15 protein-coding genes are annotated in these 17,231 nt (G+C 51.2%); 12 read left to right on the top strand and 3 right to left on the bottom strand.

Going from position 1 to position 17,231, the window contains the following annotated elements; all coding sequences use genetic code 11:
• Positions 1 to 58: 58 nt before the first annotated feature.
• A complete protein-coding gene (locus WA318_RS10895) occupies positions 59 to 793 on the bottom strand; it encodes a response regulator (protein WP_114097490.1) in 735 nt (244 codons plus the stop codon).
• Complete coding sequence (locus WA318_RS10890; RefSeq protein ID WP_336080982.1) at positions 774 to 1,979, bottom strand: sensor histidine kinase; 1,206 nt, start codon at positions 1,977 to 1,979, stop codon at positions 774 to 776. The genes WA318_RS10895 and WA318_RS10890 overlap by 20 nt, the downstream gene beginning before the upstream one ends.
• Before the next feature lie 432 nt (positions 1,980 to 2,411).
• Here WA318_RS10890 and WA318_RS10885 point away from each other — a divergent pair, with 432 nt between their 5' ends.
• From WA318_RS10885 to WA318_RS10865, 5 genes are all read left to right on the top strand, one after another.
• Complete coding sequence (locus WA318_RS10885) at positions 2,412 to 3,524, top strand: substrate-binding domain-containing protein (protein ID WP_114097492.1); 1,113 nt, start codon at positions 2,412 to 2,414, stop codon at positions 3,522 to 3,524.
• 69 nt (positions 3,525 to 3,593) lie between these two features.
• Complete coding sequence (locus WA318_RS10880) at positions 3,594 to 5,162, top strand: sugar ABC transporter ATP-binding protein (RefSeq protein WP_336080979.1); 1,569 nt, start codon at positions 3,594 to 3,596, stop codon at positions 5,160 to 5,162.
• 95 nt (positions 5,163 to 5,257) lie between these two features.
• Positions 5,258 to 6,184, top strand: coding sequence for an ABC transporter permease (locus tag WA318_RS10875; protein ID WP_220150285.1), 927 nt, complete (start codon positions 5,258 to 5,260; stop codon positions 6,182 to 6,184).
• A gap of 9 nt (positions 6,185 to 6,193) precedes the next feature.
• Positions 6,194 to 7,195, top strand: coding sequence for an ABC transporter permease (locus WA318_RS10870; protein ID WP_336080975.1), 1,002 nt, complete (start codon positions 6,194 to 6,196; stop codon positions 7,193 to 7,195).
• Positions 7,196 to 7,206: 11 nt separating this feature from the next.
• A complete protein-coding gene (locus tag WA318_RS10865) occupies positions 7,207 to 8,232 on the top strand; it encodes an SMP-30/gluconolactonase/LRE family protein (RefSeq protein ID WP_336080973.1) in 1,026 nt (341 codons plus the stop codon).
• 34 nt (positions 8,233 to 8,266) lie between these two features.
• Here the strand turns inward: WA318_RS10865 and WA318_RS10860 are convergent, their stop codons facing one another.
• Positions 8,267 to 9,319 carry a LacI family DNA-binding transcriptional regulator gene (locus WA318_RS10860; protein WP_220150286.1) on the bottom strand — a complete coding sequence of 351 codons (1,053 nt, stop codon included), beginning with the start codon at positions 9,317 to 9,319 and terminating at the stop codon, positions 8,267 to 8,269.
• A gap of 299 nt (positions 9,320 to 9,618) precedes the next feature.
• Between WA318_RS10860 and WA318_RS10855 the strand changes: the two genes are divergently transcribed.
• From WA318_RS10855 to WA318_RS10825, 7 genes are all read left to right on the top strand, one after another.
• Positions 9,619 to 10,599: an NAD-dependent epimerase/dehydratase family protein gene (locus tag WA318_RS10855; RefSeq protein ID WP_336080970.1), complete on the top strand. Its 981-nt coding sequence runs from the start codon at positions 9,619 to 9,621 to the stop codon at positions 10,597 to 10,599.
• A gap of 48 nt (positions 10,600 to 10,647) precedes the next feature.
• Positions 10,648 to 11,631 (top strand): substrate-binding domain-containing protein, encoded by a 984-nt coding sequence (locus tag WA318_RS10850; protein WP_336080968.1) that lies wholly within the window; start codon positions 10,648 to 10,650, stop codon positions 11,629 to 11,631.
• An 80-nt stretch (positions 11,632 to 11,711) separates the two neighbouring features.
• Entirely contained in the window at positions 11,712 to 12,716 is a 1,005-nt protein-coding gene (locus WA318_RS10845; protein WP_336080967.1) for a Gfo/Idh/MocA family protein, read from the top strand.
• Between the two features lie 134 nt (positions 12,717 to 12,850).
• A complete protein-coding gene (locus tag WA318_RS10840; protein ID WP_336080964.1) occupies positions 12,851 to 13,798 on the top strand; it encodes a sugar-binding protein in 948 nt (315 codons plus the stop codon).
• A gap of 98 nt (positions 13,799 to 13,896) precedes the next feature.
• On the top strand, positions 13,897 to 15,414 hold the full coding sequence (locus WA318_RS10835; RefSeq protein WP_336080962.1) for a sugar ABC transporter ATP-binding protein: 1,518 nt from the start codon (positions 13,897 to 13,899) through the stop codon (positions 15,412 to 15,414).
• A 3-nt stretch (positions 15,415 to 15,417) separates the two neighbouring features.
• Positions 15,418 to 16,401, top strand: coding sequence for an ABC transporter permease (locus WA318_RS10830; RefSeq protein ID WP_336080960.1), 984 nt, complete (start codon positions 15,418 to 15,420; stop codon positions 16,399 to 16,401).
• 64 nt (positions 16,402 to 16,465) lie between these two features.
• Positions 16,466 to 17,206: an ATP-binding cassette domain-containing protein gene (locus WA318_RS10825; protein WP_114097502.1), complete on the top strand. Its 741-nt coding sequence runs from the start codon at positions 16,466 to 16,468 to the stop codon at positions 17,204 to 17,206.
• The last annotated feature ends 25 nt before the right edge of the window (positions 17,207 to 17,231 follow it).

Here is a 17,231-nt window from a genome sequence, read left to right as displayed (position 1 = left end):
ACTGGTTGATGTTGCGTGATTGTCAATGACTTGAAGAGGCTATGGGTTTCCACCTATCTCAATCTTGAGAAACAGATGTGCGTGCAAGCCATGCACTAAGTTCCTTGTTCGCGGTGATAAGCCCCTCGCGATTGATCACCTTGCGCGCGATGGCACTGGAGACGGCGCGCGTCCGTTTGTTGAGTACGATACCCATGTCATTTTGGTCTTGGGATTCTACATCCAGTTTATCGTACAGCGACAGTAACCGGTTCTGGACAGTCCGAAGCGAGAGTTTCCGGCGTATTGCGATTGCCTTGTCAGGTAACCCCAGTGCGAGATCAAGCAAGATCAAATATTCGAATTCCGTTAATGCGCTGCGTGAACGCATGTGTTGGGCCTGTATCTGATGAATTTCGCGATCGACAACAATCTGTGCTTCAATAAGGACTGCGCGCAAAGCCAGGCGCATCTTGTCTTGTGAAGCAGTTTTAAGAACATATCCGTAAGCCGCCTGATCTGGAACGATCCGCGTAATGCCGCGTAAATACGCTTCATCAGAATAGTTTGACCAGAAAAGAATTCGGGTATCCGGGCGTTCAGCCCAAATGGTTCGGGCGGCTTCGATACCGTTGTGTTCCTTCATTCGCAGGTCCATCACAATTGCAGAAATCTGATGGCGACGTGCAAGTGTTTCGCCATCTTTGCCATTTGGAGCAAGCAGGATTTCATCAAATTCCGGCAACGTACTTTCCACGATCTCCATCAGAAAATCGGTGTGCATTTTGTCATCTTCAACCAGCAATATTTTCATGGATCACGCCTCCTGCTTTTCCGGTCGTTTGATGCAACTGAATGGTAATTTGCGTACCTTGTGAAGTGGAAAGATCGTATTTCGCACCGATGAGGCGCGCGCGGGTTTTCATATGTTCCAATCCACTGGAAGGTTTTCTTGGATGTGGTTTGAACCGACCGTCGTCTGAAATCCGAATATTCAAACAACCTGCCGGGTTTTCGGTTACCGAAACTGAAACGAGATTGGCGTTGGAGTGCCGGACAGCGTTATTGATTGCTTCCTGACAAATCCGGAAAACGGCGATCCGTGTTGTCTCTGGCAAAGAATCAATTGCCCCGTCTGTATGATCGTCGACCCTGAATTGCATAGTGCTGTCATAGCTAACCGCACGTTCCAGATGGGTTTGAACCGCGTGGTGAAATCCAAACAAGTCAAGGATTGAGGGGATTGAGGTATCAATGATGTCGCGCAGTCCCTGAATCATGTTTTGGACCTGCTGCTGCAATCGAAGATACTGTGCTTCGCTCAGGCCGGGGCGGATATCTCTGGCGATGCGTGTCAAGTCGGCCAAAGTCTGGTCGTGCAAGTCCATGCCAATACGCTGGCGTTCGGCTTCGAGAGCATCAGTGAGGCTAAGCGCCCCCAGCCGCAGACCTTCTTCACGCGCAAGAATTTCGGCACGAATTATTGCTTCTTTATTGGCCTTTTCATTAGCCCGCAGGGCATAAAAATAGGGAGCCAGCATGTCTGCGAGAATGCGTATCTGCTCGACATGGCTTTGAGTATAAAAGTCCTCTTTATTTGAAGAACAATTCAAAGACCCGACGACTTCACCCAGGACCTTCATGCCGACACTCACACGACTGCGCAATTCGTGGTCGACTATGGGTGCACTTACTGCGCCGGGGAAAATGAAACGCGGATCCTGAAGTGCATTTCCTGTAAGGAGATGGTCTGTCTTGCCCAGAAGGATGTCGCGGATCGGAGCCTTGTGCACCCGGGACCGCATTTTGCTCCAGGCAGTTTCCACGCCAACTTCATATGCCGTCGCCCACCTTTTGTCTGTGTCGATAAGACACACATCAAGATGGTCAAACTCGATAATCTTGTCGATCTCGGTTTTCACCGAGCTTAGCGCCGAGTGAATATCGAGATTGCCCGCAAGCAAATTGGATATGCGAAGGTAGTGAGCAAGATCCGACATGGTTGTTTCCTCCAGCTCTTAAATCATATTCACAGGTTTTTGCCTTGTCTTGCGGAAACCCGCAACTTGGATGCGTGACACCGTATGCGTTGTGCGGAGAGTGCTCTTTACGATTTATCAGCAGATAATGAAACTTGCGCAATGGTTTCATGGCTGGAGTTGCAGTCGCGAACTCATCCTCACCCCTCCACGGTGATGGAATAAATAAAAACTATAAGTCACTTGCCGATGCTCAAGCGAATGCTGTGTTCATAACCAGATTTCGCAATGAAAATTGGCCTGACGACAAAAATGTTCATTTGCGATCGGTGATCAGGAGCGTCGATTCAGACATTTGACACCTAACTGACCAAGAAAATTACACAAAGCGGGCAGGGGCGCTGACCTGCTGAGGAAGACATAAAGAACAGCGCATCCAACGGGAGGAATACCATGAAAAAACTACTTTCGATGACGACAGCAACTGTCGCACTGATGTTGACTGCACAGGTTGCGATTGCTGGCCCGAATACCGTTGCTGGTCCTGGCGCTGATCCGTCATGCTTCACACCGGTATCGGACAACACGACATACTTTCAGTGGCCAGGACGTGAAGGCCCGTACAAGATTGCTCTGGTCAACGGCTTTATTGCCAATGACTGGCGTGTTCAAATGATTGCGGTCGCAAAGGCGTATGCTGCGCAGCCTGACGTGGCAGCTGATATCGAAGAGTTCAAGGTCGTTTCGGTCGGTGAGGATATCGCCGCTCAGATCGCGGCTGCGAACAACTTCATCGATCAGGGATTTGATGCAATCATCATCAATGCCAACAATACCGCAGCATTTGGTTCAGTGGTTCGTAAAGCCAACGAAGCCAATGTGGTAGTTCTGTCATTTGACAACGTTATTGATGACCCGAACCAGATCGCGATCAATGTTGATCAAAAAGGCCTTGGCAAGTCAGCCGGGGAATTTTTGCTTGAACAAAGCGGTGATGGTCCTGCCAAGTTCCTGCATGTACGTGGTCCTGCGGGGCAACCTGTGGATATCGCGCGAAACGAGGGTTTTCTTGAAGTTATCAAGGAATCCGGTCGTGACGTCGAAGTTGTTGATGTCGTTGGGAACTGGGCGCCCGGCGATGGCCAGAAAGTTACGGCAGATGCTATTGCCGCAGGCGGTGTATTTGACGGGATTTATGTGCAGGGCGGATCGCAAGGTGTTGCAACGGCTATGCTGGATGCGGGCGTTTTCAAAGCTCCGATTTCCGGAGAAACCGAAAATGCGTTTCGGCAGCTCTGCAATAAAGCTGGGCTGAGCTGTCAGTCCGGCGGCACGGGTCCTGCGCAGTCCTCAGTAACGATCAAAACAGCAATTGCGGCATTGAAGGGTGAAGTCGTTCCCTCAGAAATTGCGCTGCCGACATCAATCTCCTATGCGCCTTTCAAGGAAGGTGTCGAAATGTTCCCGAAACTTCCGGGGAGCTTCTTTGCGGGCAACAATTTCGAAGCTTGCAATATTGGCTTCACGGCAGAGGAAATCGCGTCTCAGACAGGCGAGAATAACTAATAACAAACGTCCGGTTACCGTCGGCCCGGTTTGGGTCGACGGTATTCTATACTGGTTAGGAACACTGCCGTGTCAGAGCGCAAATCTCCTTATTTATTGTCAATGTCGGGCATTACCAAAAGTTATGGTGGTGTCCGTGCTCTAGAAGATGTCAGTTTTGAAACGCACCGTGGATCAATCCATGCATTGCTTGGTGAAAACGGGGCGGGAAAATCGACGTTGATCAAAGTTCTTTCGGGTGTTGTGCAGCCCGATAGCGGAAAGATCGAAATTGAAGGCAACATCGTAAATTTTGCAAATCCACAGGAAGCCAATGACCTGGGTGTGTCATGTATATTCCAGGAATTGTCGCTGTTGCCCGATCTTACTGTTGCCGACAATATCGGCATCACCCGTCCCCCACGTAATAAGTTTGGCCTGATTGACTATCGCGCCCAGCGACAGATAGCCGAAGAGGCGCTTGCGCGCGTTGGTGGCGAGAACATCGATCCGATGGAAACCGTCAGCAATCTGTCCCTGTCTCGACGCCAGATGGTGGAAATTGCCAAAGCATTGGCCCGAAACCCCAAAATTCTGATCATGGACGAGGCAACATCTGCGTTAACAGCCGCTGATGTGGAGAAGGTCTACGCGATGCTTCACCGGCTTCGCGATGAGGGAATGTCAATCATCTACATTTCTCACCGTATGCCAGAGATCGCCGAACTGGCTGACACCTGTACGGTTTATCGTAACGGCAGAAAGGTCGAGACATTCAAGAATGGTACGAAATCAGATAGCGCCGTTGTCGAGATGATGATCGGTCGCGAATATAGCAGTGTGTATCCTGCGAAAAGTACCAGACCTGATGTTTCCGAGCCGATCCTGAAGGTGGAGAACTTTTCCTGGAACGATGAACTCAAAGACATCAACCTTGAAATGCGTCCGGGTGAGATTGTCGGGCTTGGAGGTTTGGACGGGCAGGGGCAGAAGCAGTTGCAACTGGGCCTGTTTGGAACGCTGATCGGGTCGACCGGGGGCGTTGAAGTCAACGGCGCGCCTGTAAAGTTGAACAGTCCAAAGATGGCGAAGTCCGATGACATAGGCATTGCGCTTGTACCAGAGGATCGCAAATACGAAGGCCTGATGTTGTCGATGACCGTTCGGGAGAACCTGTCATTTGCAGCTGTTGAAAAAATGAGCCGGTTAGGTGTCGTCGATACAGCTGCAGAAGAAATGGCCATCGATGAAATGGTGGAACTTCTCAAGATCAAGGCCGATGGCATCGATGGTCCGGTCGGCGCGCTGTCCGGGGGGAACCAGCAAAAGGTCGTGATCGGGAAGTGGCTTATGACCAAGCCACGCATCATTCTGTTGAACGATCCTACGCGTGGAATTGATGTCGGCACCAAGCAGGAAATCTATCATCTCTTGCAGAAACTGGCAGCTGAGGGATGTGCGATCCTTTTGTATTCAACGGACTATGACGAACTGATTGGTTGCTGTGACCGCGTTCTTGTCATGTATGACGGCCGGATTGTTCGAACCCTTTCTGGGGATGATCTTAACGAAACCAATCTGGTTTCGGCTGCACTTAACCTGCCGGAACAAGCTGTGACCCAGCCAGAATTGAAAAAGAAACAAGGGATGTCGTTATGAATGTGGGGTCTGAACCAGCAGATCTGGTTTCTCGACAAAAACATTTCGCCTGGGTTCGCCGGTTATCCGCTGCCCAGAGAGGTATTCTCATCGCAATGTTGATCTTTACAGCGATGTTCATTGTCTATGGTTGGAAGCAGGCTGCGGGCCTGACGCCAAACATGATAAATACAGCTGCGAACAAGGGCGCATTGCTGGCACTTGTGGCCATGGCGCAAACCTTGCCGGTGATTACGCGGGGACTGGATCTTTCGGTGGGGGCGACATTTGTATTATCGAACTGCCTTGCATCAACAATCGTTGTAGGCGGTCCGGTCGCTACCACGTTCGGGATTTTCGGGGTTCTGCTGGTTGGTTTGGCATGCGGTGCCATAAATGGTGTCATTATTGTTTATGGTCGTCTTCAGCCGTTGATTGCCACGCTGGCGACCAGCGCTGTCTATTTCGGTGTCGCTCTTGCCATTCGTCCCCAGCCGGGCGGGTCGGTCAATTTTGAACTCGCCGATTTTATGACCCGTTCTTCCTTCGCCATTCCGCATAGCGTTTTGCTGTTACTGGCCGTGGTTGTGTTTATCTGGATACCGTATCGCAGATCGGTATTGGGAAGAGCAACATTCGCCATCGGCTCATCAGAGCAAGCGGCATATATGTCCGGAATCCCGATTAATCGCGCCAAACTGTTGGCATATGCATTGAGCGGACTGCTGTCGGCGATTGGCGGCATTCTTCTTACGGCACTTACCTATTCCGGTGCGGCCAAGATGTCCATTGCCAATGAGTACACCCTTAACTCAATCGGGGCTGTCGTTATCGGAGGCACGTCCCTGTTTGGTGGTGTCGGGAGCGCAGTCGGTTCGATTTTCGGTGCCTTTGTCATGCGGACGGTCGGTGATCTGTTGATCGTGTTTGACATCAATCCGGTCTTGCAGCCGCTTTTCGTCGGTGTCGTGTTGCTTGTTGCGGTCAGTCTCGGGTCGTTACGCGTTCTTAGAATCAAGAACAGACTAGATATTTATCGGTAAGGCAGAAAAATGAGTGTTTCAGTCGTAATCGCAAGGCAATTTGATCGGGCAACTGTGATTGCATTTGCATGTGTAATTGTTTTGCTTCTGATCGGGGCGATGGTTGAGCCTGCCTTTCTGTCACCGAAATATTTAATTCAGCAGTTGCATACCGCGTCCTTCCTCGGGGTGGTTGCAAGTGGCGTGATGTTGGTCATTCTGTTGGGACATATTGATCTGTCCATTCCCTGGACCATATGTGTCGGCGGCATGATGGCTACTGGTGCTACCGGTTTTCTGGGGCCTGAATGGGGGATTACACTTGCTGTCCCGTTTGGCGTTTTGTGTGGAGCTTTGATCGGGCTCGTCAACGGACTGGGTGTTGCATATCTGCGTGCACCGGCCATGATCTTCACGCTTGGCATGAATGCGGTCGCACAAGGCCTTATGGTTTACCACACGGGCGGATTTGCTCCGCAAGATCGTGCAACCGAGTTCATGCGTGAACTGGCTGTCGGGCATCTCATCCCCGGTATTCCGAACCCGCTTCTTATCTGGATCATTCTTGGGGCGGCGATTATCTTCATGCTAAATCGTTTAGTCCTTGGTCGACGGATTTATGCGGTAGGGAATCAGGAGCGTTCGGTGTTCCTGAGCGGCGTGGATACGCGCAAGGTTATCCTGGCCTGCTTTGTCTTCTCGGGTGCATGTGCCGCCATGACGGGCGTTTTGCTGGCCGGATGGGCAAACCGTTCCTATCAGGCAATGGGGGATCCCTACCTGTTGCCAACAATTGCGGCAATCGTTCTGGGCGGGACTAATGTTCTGGGCGGTCGAGGCAAGTATGTTGGAACGATCGCAGGCGTCATCTTGATCACAATCTTGCAGTCAATGCTGTCTGTGGTTCAGCCGCAGAGATATTTTGCCCAGCTTGGCGTCGATATTCCTGCTGACACCTTCCGACAGGTGGTGTTCGGAGTTGTAATCATTGGAATGTTGTTGATTTATGGGCGGCAACAGCTGGTGCGCTGAAGGTATCGGTGGTGCTTGTCGCCACCGAATCTTTTTGTCACAACCTGAATTTGGTAAAGGATTATCACTTGGCTTACTGTGCCGCAGATAAACTTGAAGATGCATCCGGTATGTTCGAACCATATCAGATTCTGGACTGTCGGTTTCGTGATCTGATACTGGCGAATGTTCGGCTGAGGAAAATTTCCGGCGGGCATTTGTGGACGGAGGGGCCGGTATGGTTTCCAGCTCATCAATGCCTTTTGTTTTCGGATATTCCGAACCAGAAGATTTTTCGCTGGATGTGTGACGGTTCAGTGAACGTCTTTCGCACCCAATCTGAGTTTGCCAACGGTAATACTGTCGATATGAACGGTCGGTTGATCACATGTCAGCACGGCACAAGATCGGTTACCCGCACGGAACATAACGGCACAATCACGACGCTTGCGGATGAATTTCAAGGCAGTCGTCTTAACTCGCCAAATGATGTCATCGTCAAGACTGACGGATCGATCTGGTTTACTGATCCCACCTACGGAATTTTATCGAATTACGAGGGTTACAAAGCGGTACCAGATCAAGAATATAACAATGTGTTCCGTCTTGACCCTGAAACCGGAATTGTCACGAGCGTGACGTGGAGCTTCACCCAGCCGAACGGACTTGCATTTTCCAATGATGAAAACCTGCTTTATATCGCAGAATCAGGAAGCAGCCATGATGACAAGGTTCTTCCCGTCATCCGTGTTTATGACGTGGTTGACGGAGAAAGGCTTGAGAACGGCCGTGATTTTGCCCAGATCGATAAAGGTTTGCCTGACGGACTGAGAGTCGATTGCTATGGCAATGTCTGGTGCTCGGCCAAGGATGGGGTGCACTGTTTTGATTCTGCTGGAACCTTGCTTGGCAAGATACTGGTTCCTGAAACTGTCTCGAATTTGACCTTTGGTGGCGCGCGCGGGAACGAGTTGCTGATAACAGCAACGACGAGCGTCTACGCAATTCATGTCAACTGCCATTCTGCTCAACAGCCGGTCTGCGCTCCGTTGGCCTGATCAGACGGCCGACTGACTGTTGAGCGGGTGAAGGCTATGCGTCCTTTGACGGTTTCTCTACGGAATCACGTTCGACCAGCAGGCATTCGACCTTGATCTGGTTGGGAGTGGCCAGCAGACCTCCCACGCTATCTATAAGCAATTCAGCACTAATTTCGCCCATTTCGTAGTGGGGGAGAATAAGCGTGGTAAGGGGAGGGTGTGTGTGTTGCGCAATCTCGCGGTCGTCAAAACCAATCACGGCAACATCATCAGGTATGCTTAGTCCAAGATCACGCAGGGCGTCAAAACATCCCAGTGCCATCAAATCATTGGCGCAGAAGATCGCATCCGGTGGATTGTCGAGGGCCATGAGTTCGTGAGTCATGGAATAACCGGTCGATGGCTCCCAATTCCCCGGTCGCACAAGAGCCGGATCAAACGGAATATCGTTACTGGTGAGTGCCTGCCTGTACCCTTTGAGGCGGTCTCGTGATGCGTCAACACCTTTCTGGCCGTTAATGATGGCTATGCGTTTGCGCCCGGCACTTATCAATCGTTCAGTCGCAGCCCGTCCCCCCAAGAGATCCCCGGGCAAAACCGATGGAAGTGTGCGGGTGCTATCGTAGCAATTAACCAGAACGGTGGTTTTTTTTGACAATACGGGTGGTAACTCAACCAGTCTTGTAAGAATGGTCCCGTAAATAATGCCGATAACGTTCGAGTCCGCCATCTGGTTGACGATGTTTGCCTCGATATTGGCGTTCCCGTGGCTTACGGCAAGGATAACATTTATGCCGTATTCGAGTGCCTTGTTATGGGCTCCTTCGAAAGCAAGTGCCATCCAGGGATCGGTACTGATCTCGTCAGCAATAAATATAATGGTCGAACGTGTTTTGCTGTTTGGTGGTACCTGGCTTTCACGCCGCACCAGTTGGTAGCCGAGTTTGTTGGCGGAATCTATGACGCGTTGCCGTGTCGCTTCGGTCAGTTTGGCAGGGCTGCCATTTAGCACCAGCGATACCGTCGCTTGCGAGACGCCCGCCATCGTTGCGACATCCATCATCGTGGGACGGCTTTTGCCACCATAAAGTTTTTTTTGCGACATAAACTCGTTCTGCCTCTGGTCTTTTAGCCAAGCAATGTTTTGCAGTGATTGCGTAAGATATTCCGGAATTACGCACAAGCGATGGGTTTAGTTCTGCGAATTGAATGGCTTGGCGAATTCATAACTCTCCAGACCGACATTGGTAATACCTTTTCAGCTTCTTCAAAACAACCCGCCAGACTGGTCGGGAAGCAGAATTATTAATTATCCGCCACTCAACTTATCTCAACCATCTTCCAGAACGCTGCTTGACTAAATATTATTAATTAATATTATTAATTCAATAGGGAGGAGAATTAATGAAGATTTTGATCACCGGTGTGACGGGAAAAGTCGGCAAGGCTTTTCTGGCAACTTTTCTTGGTGAGGAACTCTACTCGTCAGCGAAGGTGGTGGCGCTTTGCCACAACAGGAAGATTGATGAAGGCGAGAGGGTGGAGATCGTCGCGGGATCGCTCGCTGACCCGGAAGCTGTTGCGCAGGCAATGGATGGCGTAACTCACGTCCTTCATATGGCCGCGGTGAAAGAAAGCCCGGATCTCGCCATTGATGTCGCGATCAAAGGGATGTTCCTGCTTTTGGAAGCGGCACGTCAGTCGCCAACTTTGAAGCAATTCATCTTGATCAGCGGTGACTGTGCTGTCGGGCACATTTTCAAAGAGTATCCGGAACCAATCACTGAGGCATCTCCAAGGAAGGCATATAGCGGGTGCTATGCTCTGACCAAGGTGCTCGAAGAGGTCATGATCGAGCAATATCAGATCCAGTACGGCCTGAATGGCACTGTTCTGCGTGCTCCCTGGATCATGGAAAAAGACGATTTCAAGTATGTGCTCTCGTTTGGGGCGGATCAGTTTGGTGGTCCAGTCTGGGGTGACTTGATGAGTTTTGACAAGGCCATGCGTCTTGGGCAGGGGGATTTTGTGCCCCTTATGCGCGACAAAACCGGGGCACCACTTAAGCGCAATTTCGTTCATGTCGATGATTTGGTCGCAGCACTGATGGCGGCTTTGGACCATCCTGATGCAATGGGGGAACTCTTCAATATCGCCATGGATGAGCCGGTCGATTACGCGCAGGTGGCGGCTTACCTTACGCGCACGCGTGGCCTTGAGGCGGTCGAGGTAGCCACACCGTTTCATAGCAATTGGCTGGATAACACAAAGGCGCGCCACCTGCTTGGGTGGCGACCACAAGTAGATTTCGAGGGGTTGATCGAGCGGGCCTGGTCATATGTGAGAAGCCCGAACGATCCTCGGAAAATCTGGTATCCGGGGTAGTCAGCTCCGGGCCAGACCAACTAGGGAGAGCGAAACGTGAAACATAAAATGTTACTAACTCTCACATCTGCGTTCATTCTTGCGACAGGTGTTGGTGCCGCAAATGCCGAAGGCAAAAAGACACTGGCCATTGTGGTTAAGGGCTTGGATAACCCGTTTTTCGAACAGATCAATCTGGGTTGTCAGAAATGGATGTCGGAGAATATGAACTCTGAATATGAGTGCATTTATACCGGACCGGCTTCCAGTGCTGATGAGGCAGGTGAAGTGCAGATCGTGGACGATCTTCTGACTCGCGGGGTCGCGGCAATTGCGATTTCGCCCTCAAATGCTCCGGCCATGGCGAACCGTATTCGCCAGATCAGCCCAAATGTCCCGGTGATGACGATTGATGCCGATTTCCTTGAAAAAGATCGAGATTTGCGGGCGACCTATTTGGGGACAGATAACTATCTCATGGGCGTCAAGATGGCAGAAGAGGCAATGGCGCTAAAGCCGAAGGGTGGGTCGGTTTGTCTGCAGTTGGGGAATATCGCGGCGGACAATATTAACGCACGTGCTGCCGGCTTCCGCGATACGATTTCAGGGACAAAAGGGACGGAGCGCCTTGATGGCAATAACGGCTGGACTGAAGTTGACGGGTGCCCGGTCTTTACCAATGACCAGGTCGATCTTGCCAACCAGCAGATGGCCGATACCTTTACGGCAAATCCAGATCTTGATGCCTTTATCCTGATTGGTGGTTGGGCGCAGTTCGCGCCGCAGGCATATGCGCAGGTTACCGATCAGGTCATGGATCGGCTGAAGTCCAAAGAACTGATCCTGATTGCGGGCGATACACTGCCTCCGCAGACTCAGGCGTTCCGCGACGGGCGCAGTCATGCCCAGGTCGGTCAGCGTCCCTTTGAAATGGGGTATCGCGCGCCGGATGTCATGATTGAATTGATCAGAGGCAAAAAGGTCGAGGATCCGCTCTATACGGGACTTGATGTTTGCAATCAGTCCAGCCCTGGTTTCTGTGCGGATAACTGATTTCCAAGCGCCATGAATTGGGCCGGATCCCGAGGTCGGATCTGGCCCAATTTTTATCAAACTCAAGGCGGGCTAAGGGTGTGACAAAAAGACAAATTAACTGGGGTATTCTTTCGACGGCTCAAATCGGGCTGGAGAAAGTTATTCCTGCGATTCAGAAATCAAAATCCTCAAACGTTCTGGGCATTGCCTCGCGCAGTGCTGCGCGCTCTGCAAGGGCGGCAAATGACCTTGGAATTCAAAAATCATATGCCTCCTATGAGGCGTTGATCGCGGATCCGGACATTGATGCGATTTATAATCCGCTGCCCAATCATATGCATGTGGACTGGACACTTGCAGCGACGCGGGCGGGTAAGCACGTGCTGTGCGAGAAGCCGGTTGGATTGAACGCGCGAGATGCTGAGCGGCTTCGGGAATGTCCGAAGAATGTATTGGTCGCAGAGGCGTTCATGGTGCGCTATCACCCGCAATGGCTTCGGGTGCGGGAAATGGTCAGAAGCGGCGAGCTTGGTGAGGTGAGGGCGATCCAGGCGGCCTTTAGCTATTTCAATAATGATGGGAAGAACATCCGAAACAGCCCGGAAGCTGGAGGGGGCGCGATCATGGATATTGGATGTTATCCAATCACCGCCGGTCGGTTCCTGTTCGAAGACGAGCCTCTGCGGGTGGCAGCGCTGATTGATCGCGATCCGCAATTCAAGACCGACCGAATGGCGAGTGTGGTTGCTGATTTCGGGCGCGGGCGGCAATTGTCATTTATTGTGTCGACGCAGTTATGCCCATACCAGACTTTGAACGTTTTCGGCACAAAGGCACGTGCGGAAATCATGATCCCGTATAACGCACCTGCAGATGAAGAAACCGCTTTGATTGTTGATAGGGGCGAGAGCCTTGATGGCAGTCTGGCCGGCTGTGAGATGTTGCCCGCGTGCGACCAGTATACAGAGCAGGCCGAAAAATTTGCGCAAGCAGTGCTGGGGCGAACAGCTTTGCCCTACGGCATAGAGGATTCCATCGCTTCCATGCGGGTTCTGGACGCAGTCTTCGCCAGCGAGGAGCAGAATAAATGGGTCAATGTCTAATCAAAATCATTCACTTAACAGTAGCTGGGTGAAAAGTGCTTGATCCATAATTATTAATTATATTATTAATTATAAAGCACGCAGATAATTTATAAATACAGTCGTGCTTGTGATTAATCGGGAGGACTAAAAACATGAAAATTGCATCAACAATTGCAACGCTTGGTCTGTCTATGGTTTTGGCTGGCGGGGCGCTGGCTCAGGAAAAACAGCAGCTTGCATTCGTGGTTAACGCAGCGTCGGATTTCTGGAAACTTGCAGAAGCAGGCGTTCAAGCCGCGCAGGCGGAGCTGCCGCAGTACGAGCTTCAATTCCGCTATCCGGCGCAGGGCACAGCGGCGCTTCAGAATGCACTGATGGACGATCTGGTCGCGGGGGGAACCGACGCGATCATGATTTCTTCAGCCGATCCTAAAAACTCTATTGATGCGTTCAATCGCATTGCCGCCCAGGTGCCGCTCTTCACGACCGACAGCGATGCGCCACAAAGTGACCGGATTGCCTATCTTGGTTCGTCGAATGTTGCTGCCGGCGTTCAGGCAGGTGAAATTGCCGTAAAGGCAATGCCCAAAGGTGGCAAGTGCATGGGGTTTGTCGGTTTCCTGGGGGCTGACAACGCAATTGAACGTATTGCGGGTTTCCGTCAGGCTGTTGAAGGAAGTGGCATCGAGCTGGTCGATGTGCGTGGTGATGATGTCGACTTTGCCCGTGCGCGTTCAAATGTCGATGATGTCCTTGCCGCAAGCCCGGATATCAATTGCATGGTCGGGTTCTATTCCTACAATCCGCCCAAAATTTATGAAGCACTGCAGGCAGCAGGAAAACTGGGTCAGGTAACCGTTATTGCCTTTGATGAGGACCCTGTGACACTTGGAGCGGTCCGCGAGGGCAGTTTTGCCGGAACGGTTGTACAGGATCCGTATCAGTGGGGCTATCAGGGCATGCATCTGATGGCGGATTACCTTGAAGGTGATGCTTCGAAGGTTCCGAACGATGGTCTTATCATCGTGTCTACCAAGGTGATCGACAAATCCAATGTCGACGAGTTTGAGGCGGTCGTTAAGGAAAGAATAGGCGGGTAATTTCTTCCCCCTGCCTAGCGAGCGGGTACGCGTGTGGTTTTTTGTGCACCCGCTCGCACCTTTCCGATGATGTCAATGGACATTGGGAGCCGTTTGGAATGAGTGCAGTGCATGGGCTTGATCTGAAGCTTGAGAATGTCACCAAGGTATATCCGGGTGTGGTTGCCCTTAATGATGTTTCACTACAGATCAAAGCAGGAGAAGTGGTCGGACTTCTTGGTGAGAACGGTGCTGGAAAGTCGACCTTGATGAAGATACTGGGTGGGCTGATTGCCCCGACATCAGGACATATTACCCTGGATGGTCAGCAATTTGACCGGTTCGATGTTAAGGAATCTCAGCAGGCGGGCATCGCCTTTGTGCATCAGGAACTGAATGTTTTTGATAACATGGATGTTGCCGCAAACATATTTCTTGGTCGCGAGAAAGTTCGCGGGTTGTTTCGGCTGGCCGATCACAAGGCGATGAAAGAATTGGCTCAGCCTCTTCTTGATCGTATCGGTGCACGCTTCAGGCCAGATACTCCTGTTTCGACATTGTCACTGGCAGAACGTCAGTTGCTTGAAATTGCAAAGGCGTTATCGATGAATGCGCGGCTTGTCATCATGGATGAGCCAACATCGAGCCTGACTCTGTCAGAAACAAACATGCTGTTGAAGGTGATTGCCGACCTGAAGGCACAAGGAATTGCCGTTGTCTATATATCGCATCGGCTAAGCGAAGTTGAGGAATGTGCAGATCGCGCAGTGGTGCTTCGGGATGGTGTCAAGGTTGGTGTGCTTGAACGTGATGAGCTCACGCATGACGCCATGATCCACATGATGATCGGGCGAGATCTTAAGGCTCTTTACACACCACCTGCGCGTCCGGCGACCGAACCCGTGCTCGCTGTCAAAAACCTGTCCATCAAAAGCAAGCCGGATCGACCAGCCAGTTTCGAGCTGATGGGGGGCGAAATTCTTGGCGTTGCCGGACTGATCGGTGCAGGGCGAACAGCCTTGGCAGAAGCTATATTCGGTGTTGGTGAAAAGCTTGATGGCGAGATCCTGGTTAATGGCGTGGAGGTAAAGGTTAACACCCCCGCAGATGCAATTGCTGCGGGGCTTTATTTGGTTCCGGAAGATCGCAAGCGGTCCGGCCTTATATTGGATTTCCCGACGCTGGAAAACGTCACAATGGCTAATCTTTCGGCCTTCACATCTCGCGGTCTTGTTTCACAGAAGCGACAGATCGAAGTTGCTGAAATTCAACGTGATGCTTTGGCAATCAAGACCCGCGATGTGCGCCGCGCTGCAAATGAAATGTCGGGTGGAAACCAGCAGAAAGTCGTTCTGGCCAAGTGGCTGTCCATGGATCCGAAAGTTATTATTTTCGATGAGCCGACGCGTGGCATCGATGTTGGAGCAAAAGCCGAGATCTATGGGTTGATGCGCTCATTGGCCGATCATGGAGTAGGGGTGATGATGATATCGAGTGACATGGAAGAAGTGATCGGGGTGTCGGATCGAATTTTTGTCATGAAAGATGGCGCTATCACGGGGGAATTGCCCCGCCTTAAGTTTTCGGAGAGCAACGTGCTTAATCTGGCTGTCGGCAAAATTCTGGAAGAGGCCTGAGCAATGCAAAAAAAAGATATTGGGCTTGGCATTCTGATTATTGTGGTTGGTGCGATTGTTTACATGCGCAACCCGTTGTTCCTGTCTCCAATCAACCTTGGAAATACCGCCAATCTGATCGGTTTGTTCGGATTGTTCGCCATCGGGCAGGGCTTTGTTATTATGACCGGTGGTATTGATCTTTCTGTCGGGTCGGTAATTGCCCTGTTGGGGGTTCTGTTTGTCGATATGGTGGGGAAATTTGGTGTCCCCTGGCCAATTGCAGTGGCTATTATGGTCGGGCTGGGTGTTCTGATCGGGCTCGCCCATGGAATACTGATTACACGATTTAAGCTCCAACCATTTGTTGTCACCCTGTGCGGTCTGTTGATTTATCGCGGGATAGCACGTGGATATACTGCTGAATCCACTGCCGGTTTCCCATTTGGATCAAGTTACCCGCAACTGGAATGGTTGACCATCGGGCGCAGCTTTGGTGTTCCGCACTCGTTTCTTGCCATGCTGATTGTTGCAGCCATCATGTGGGTTGTATTGCATCATACTGTCTTCGGGCGGCATCTGTGTGCCGTCGGCAAGAATGAGGAAGCCGCGCGATTTTCAGGGATTAATACGCGGTTTGTCACCATTACGGCATATGTCATTTGCGCGGTCCTTGCTTCCATCGCAGCGATCTATTTCGCAATGTTTACAAAGTCTGTGCAGCCGTCGTCGCACGGGAACTTCTACGAGTTATATGCGATTGCCGCGGCAGTGTTGGGCGGATGCTCTCTTCGCGGAGGAGAAGGTTCTGTCATCGGCATCGTTCTTGGGGCGGTATTGCTGCAGGAACTGCAGAACCTTGTAAATCTGCTCGGTATTCCATCTTCACTGAACTTCGCCGTGATGGGGACAGTAATCCTGCTTGGTGTATTGGCTGATCAGCAGTTTGCGACTTATCGCAATCGCAAGAATACCGAGAGAGCTTTGGGCTTGCTGCAAAAACAATAATCAGGAGCAGCACAACTGTTTGCTGGCCGTACTTTTGATCTGCTGGGCAGAGTAGGGGGAAATCGTGAGCGTGCTTGAGCTGAAGAATATATCAAAGCGTTATGGCGCCATTCAGGCACTTGATAATGTATCACTTGCCATTCAGCCGGGCGAAGTGGTCGGGCTTATGGGGGATAACGGGGCTGGAAAATCTACGCTGGTTAAGGTCATTGCTGGAAATTTTGCTCCAACGTCGGGCGATATATTTATCTCTGATCAGAAAATGGTGTTTCACAAGCCACGGGATGCGCAAAAAGCAGGTATAGAGGTCGTTTATCAGGATCTTGCGATTTGCAACAACATGAGTGCGGCTTCAAACGTTTTTCTTGGCCGGGAGCCCACCCGTAAAATCGGGCCGCTCAGGATTGTCGATTACGCCTTTATGCGCAGCAGATCAGCGGAACTGTTTGCACGCCTGAAATCGGAAACCCGGCCCCGTGATCTGGTCCATAAAATGTCCGGCGGGCAACGTCAGGCCGTGGCAATTGCGAGAACACTTCTTAGCGATGCAAAGATCGTGCTTATGGACGAACCAACGGCAGCAATTTCCGTTCGTCAGGTGGCAGAGGTGCTCAGTCTAATCCGTCAACTGAGTGATCACGGGATTGCAGTGGTTCTGATCAGTCATCGTATGCCTGACGTCTTTGAGGTTGCAGACAAAGTTGTTGTTTTGCGACGCGGAGAACTTGTTGCCGACAAGATGGCATCAGACTCATCGCCAGAAGAAGTCACAGGCCTGATTACCGGGGCGATTGAAAAAGCATGAGTGGAATTGAAAAAGGACCAATGAA

This window comes from Thalassospira sp. CH_XMU1448-2, assembly GCF_037027285.1.
GTDB lineage: Bacteria > Pseudomonadota > Alphaproteobacteria > Rhodospirillales > Thalassospiraceae > Thalassospira > Thalassospira profundimaris_C.
The sequence above is the reverse complement of the archived record's forward strand: the minus strand, read 5'-3'. Positions and strand labels throughout refer to the sequence as shown.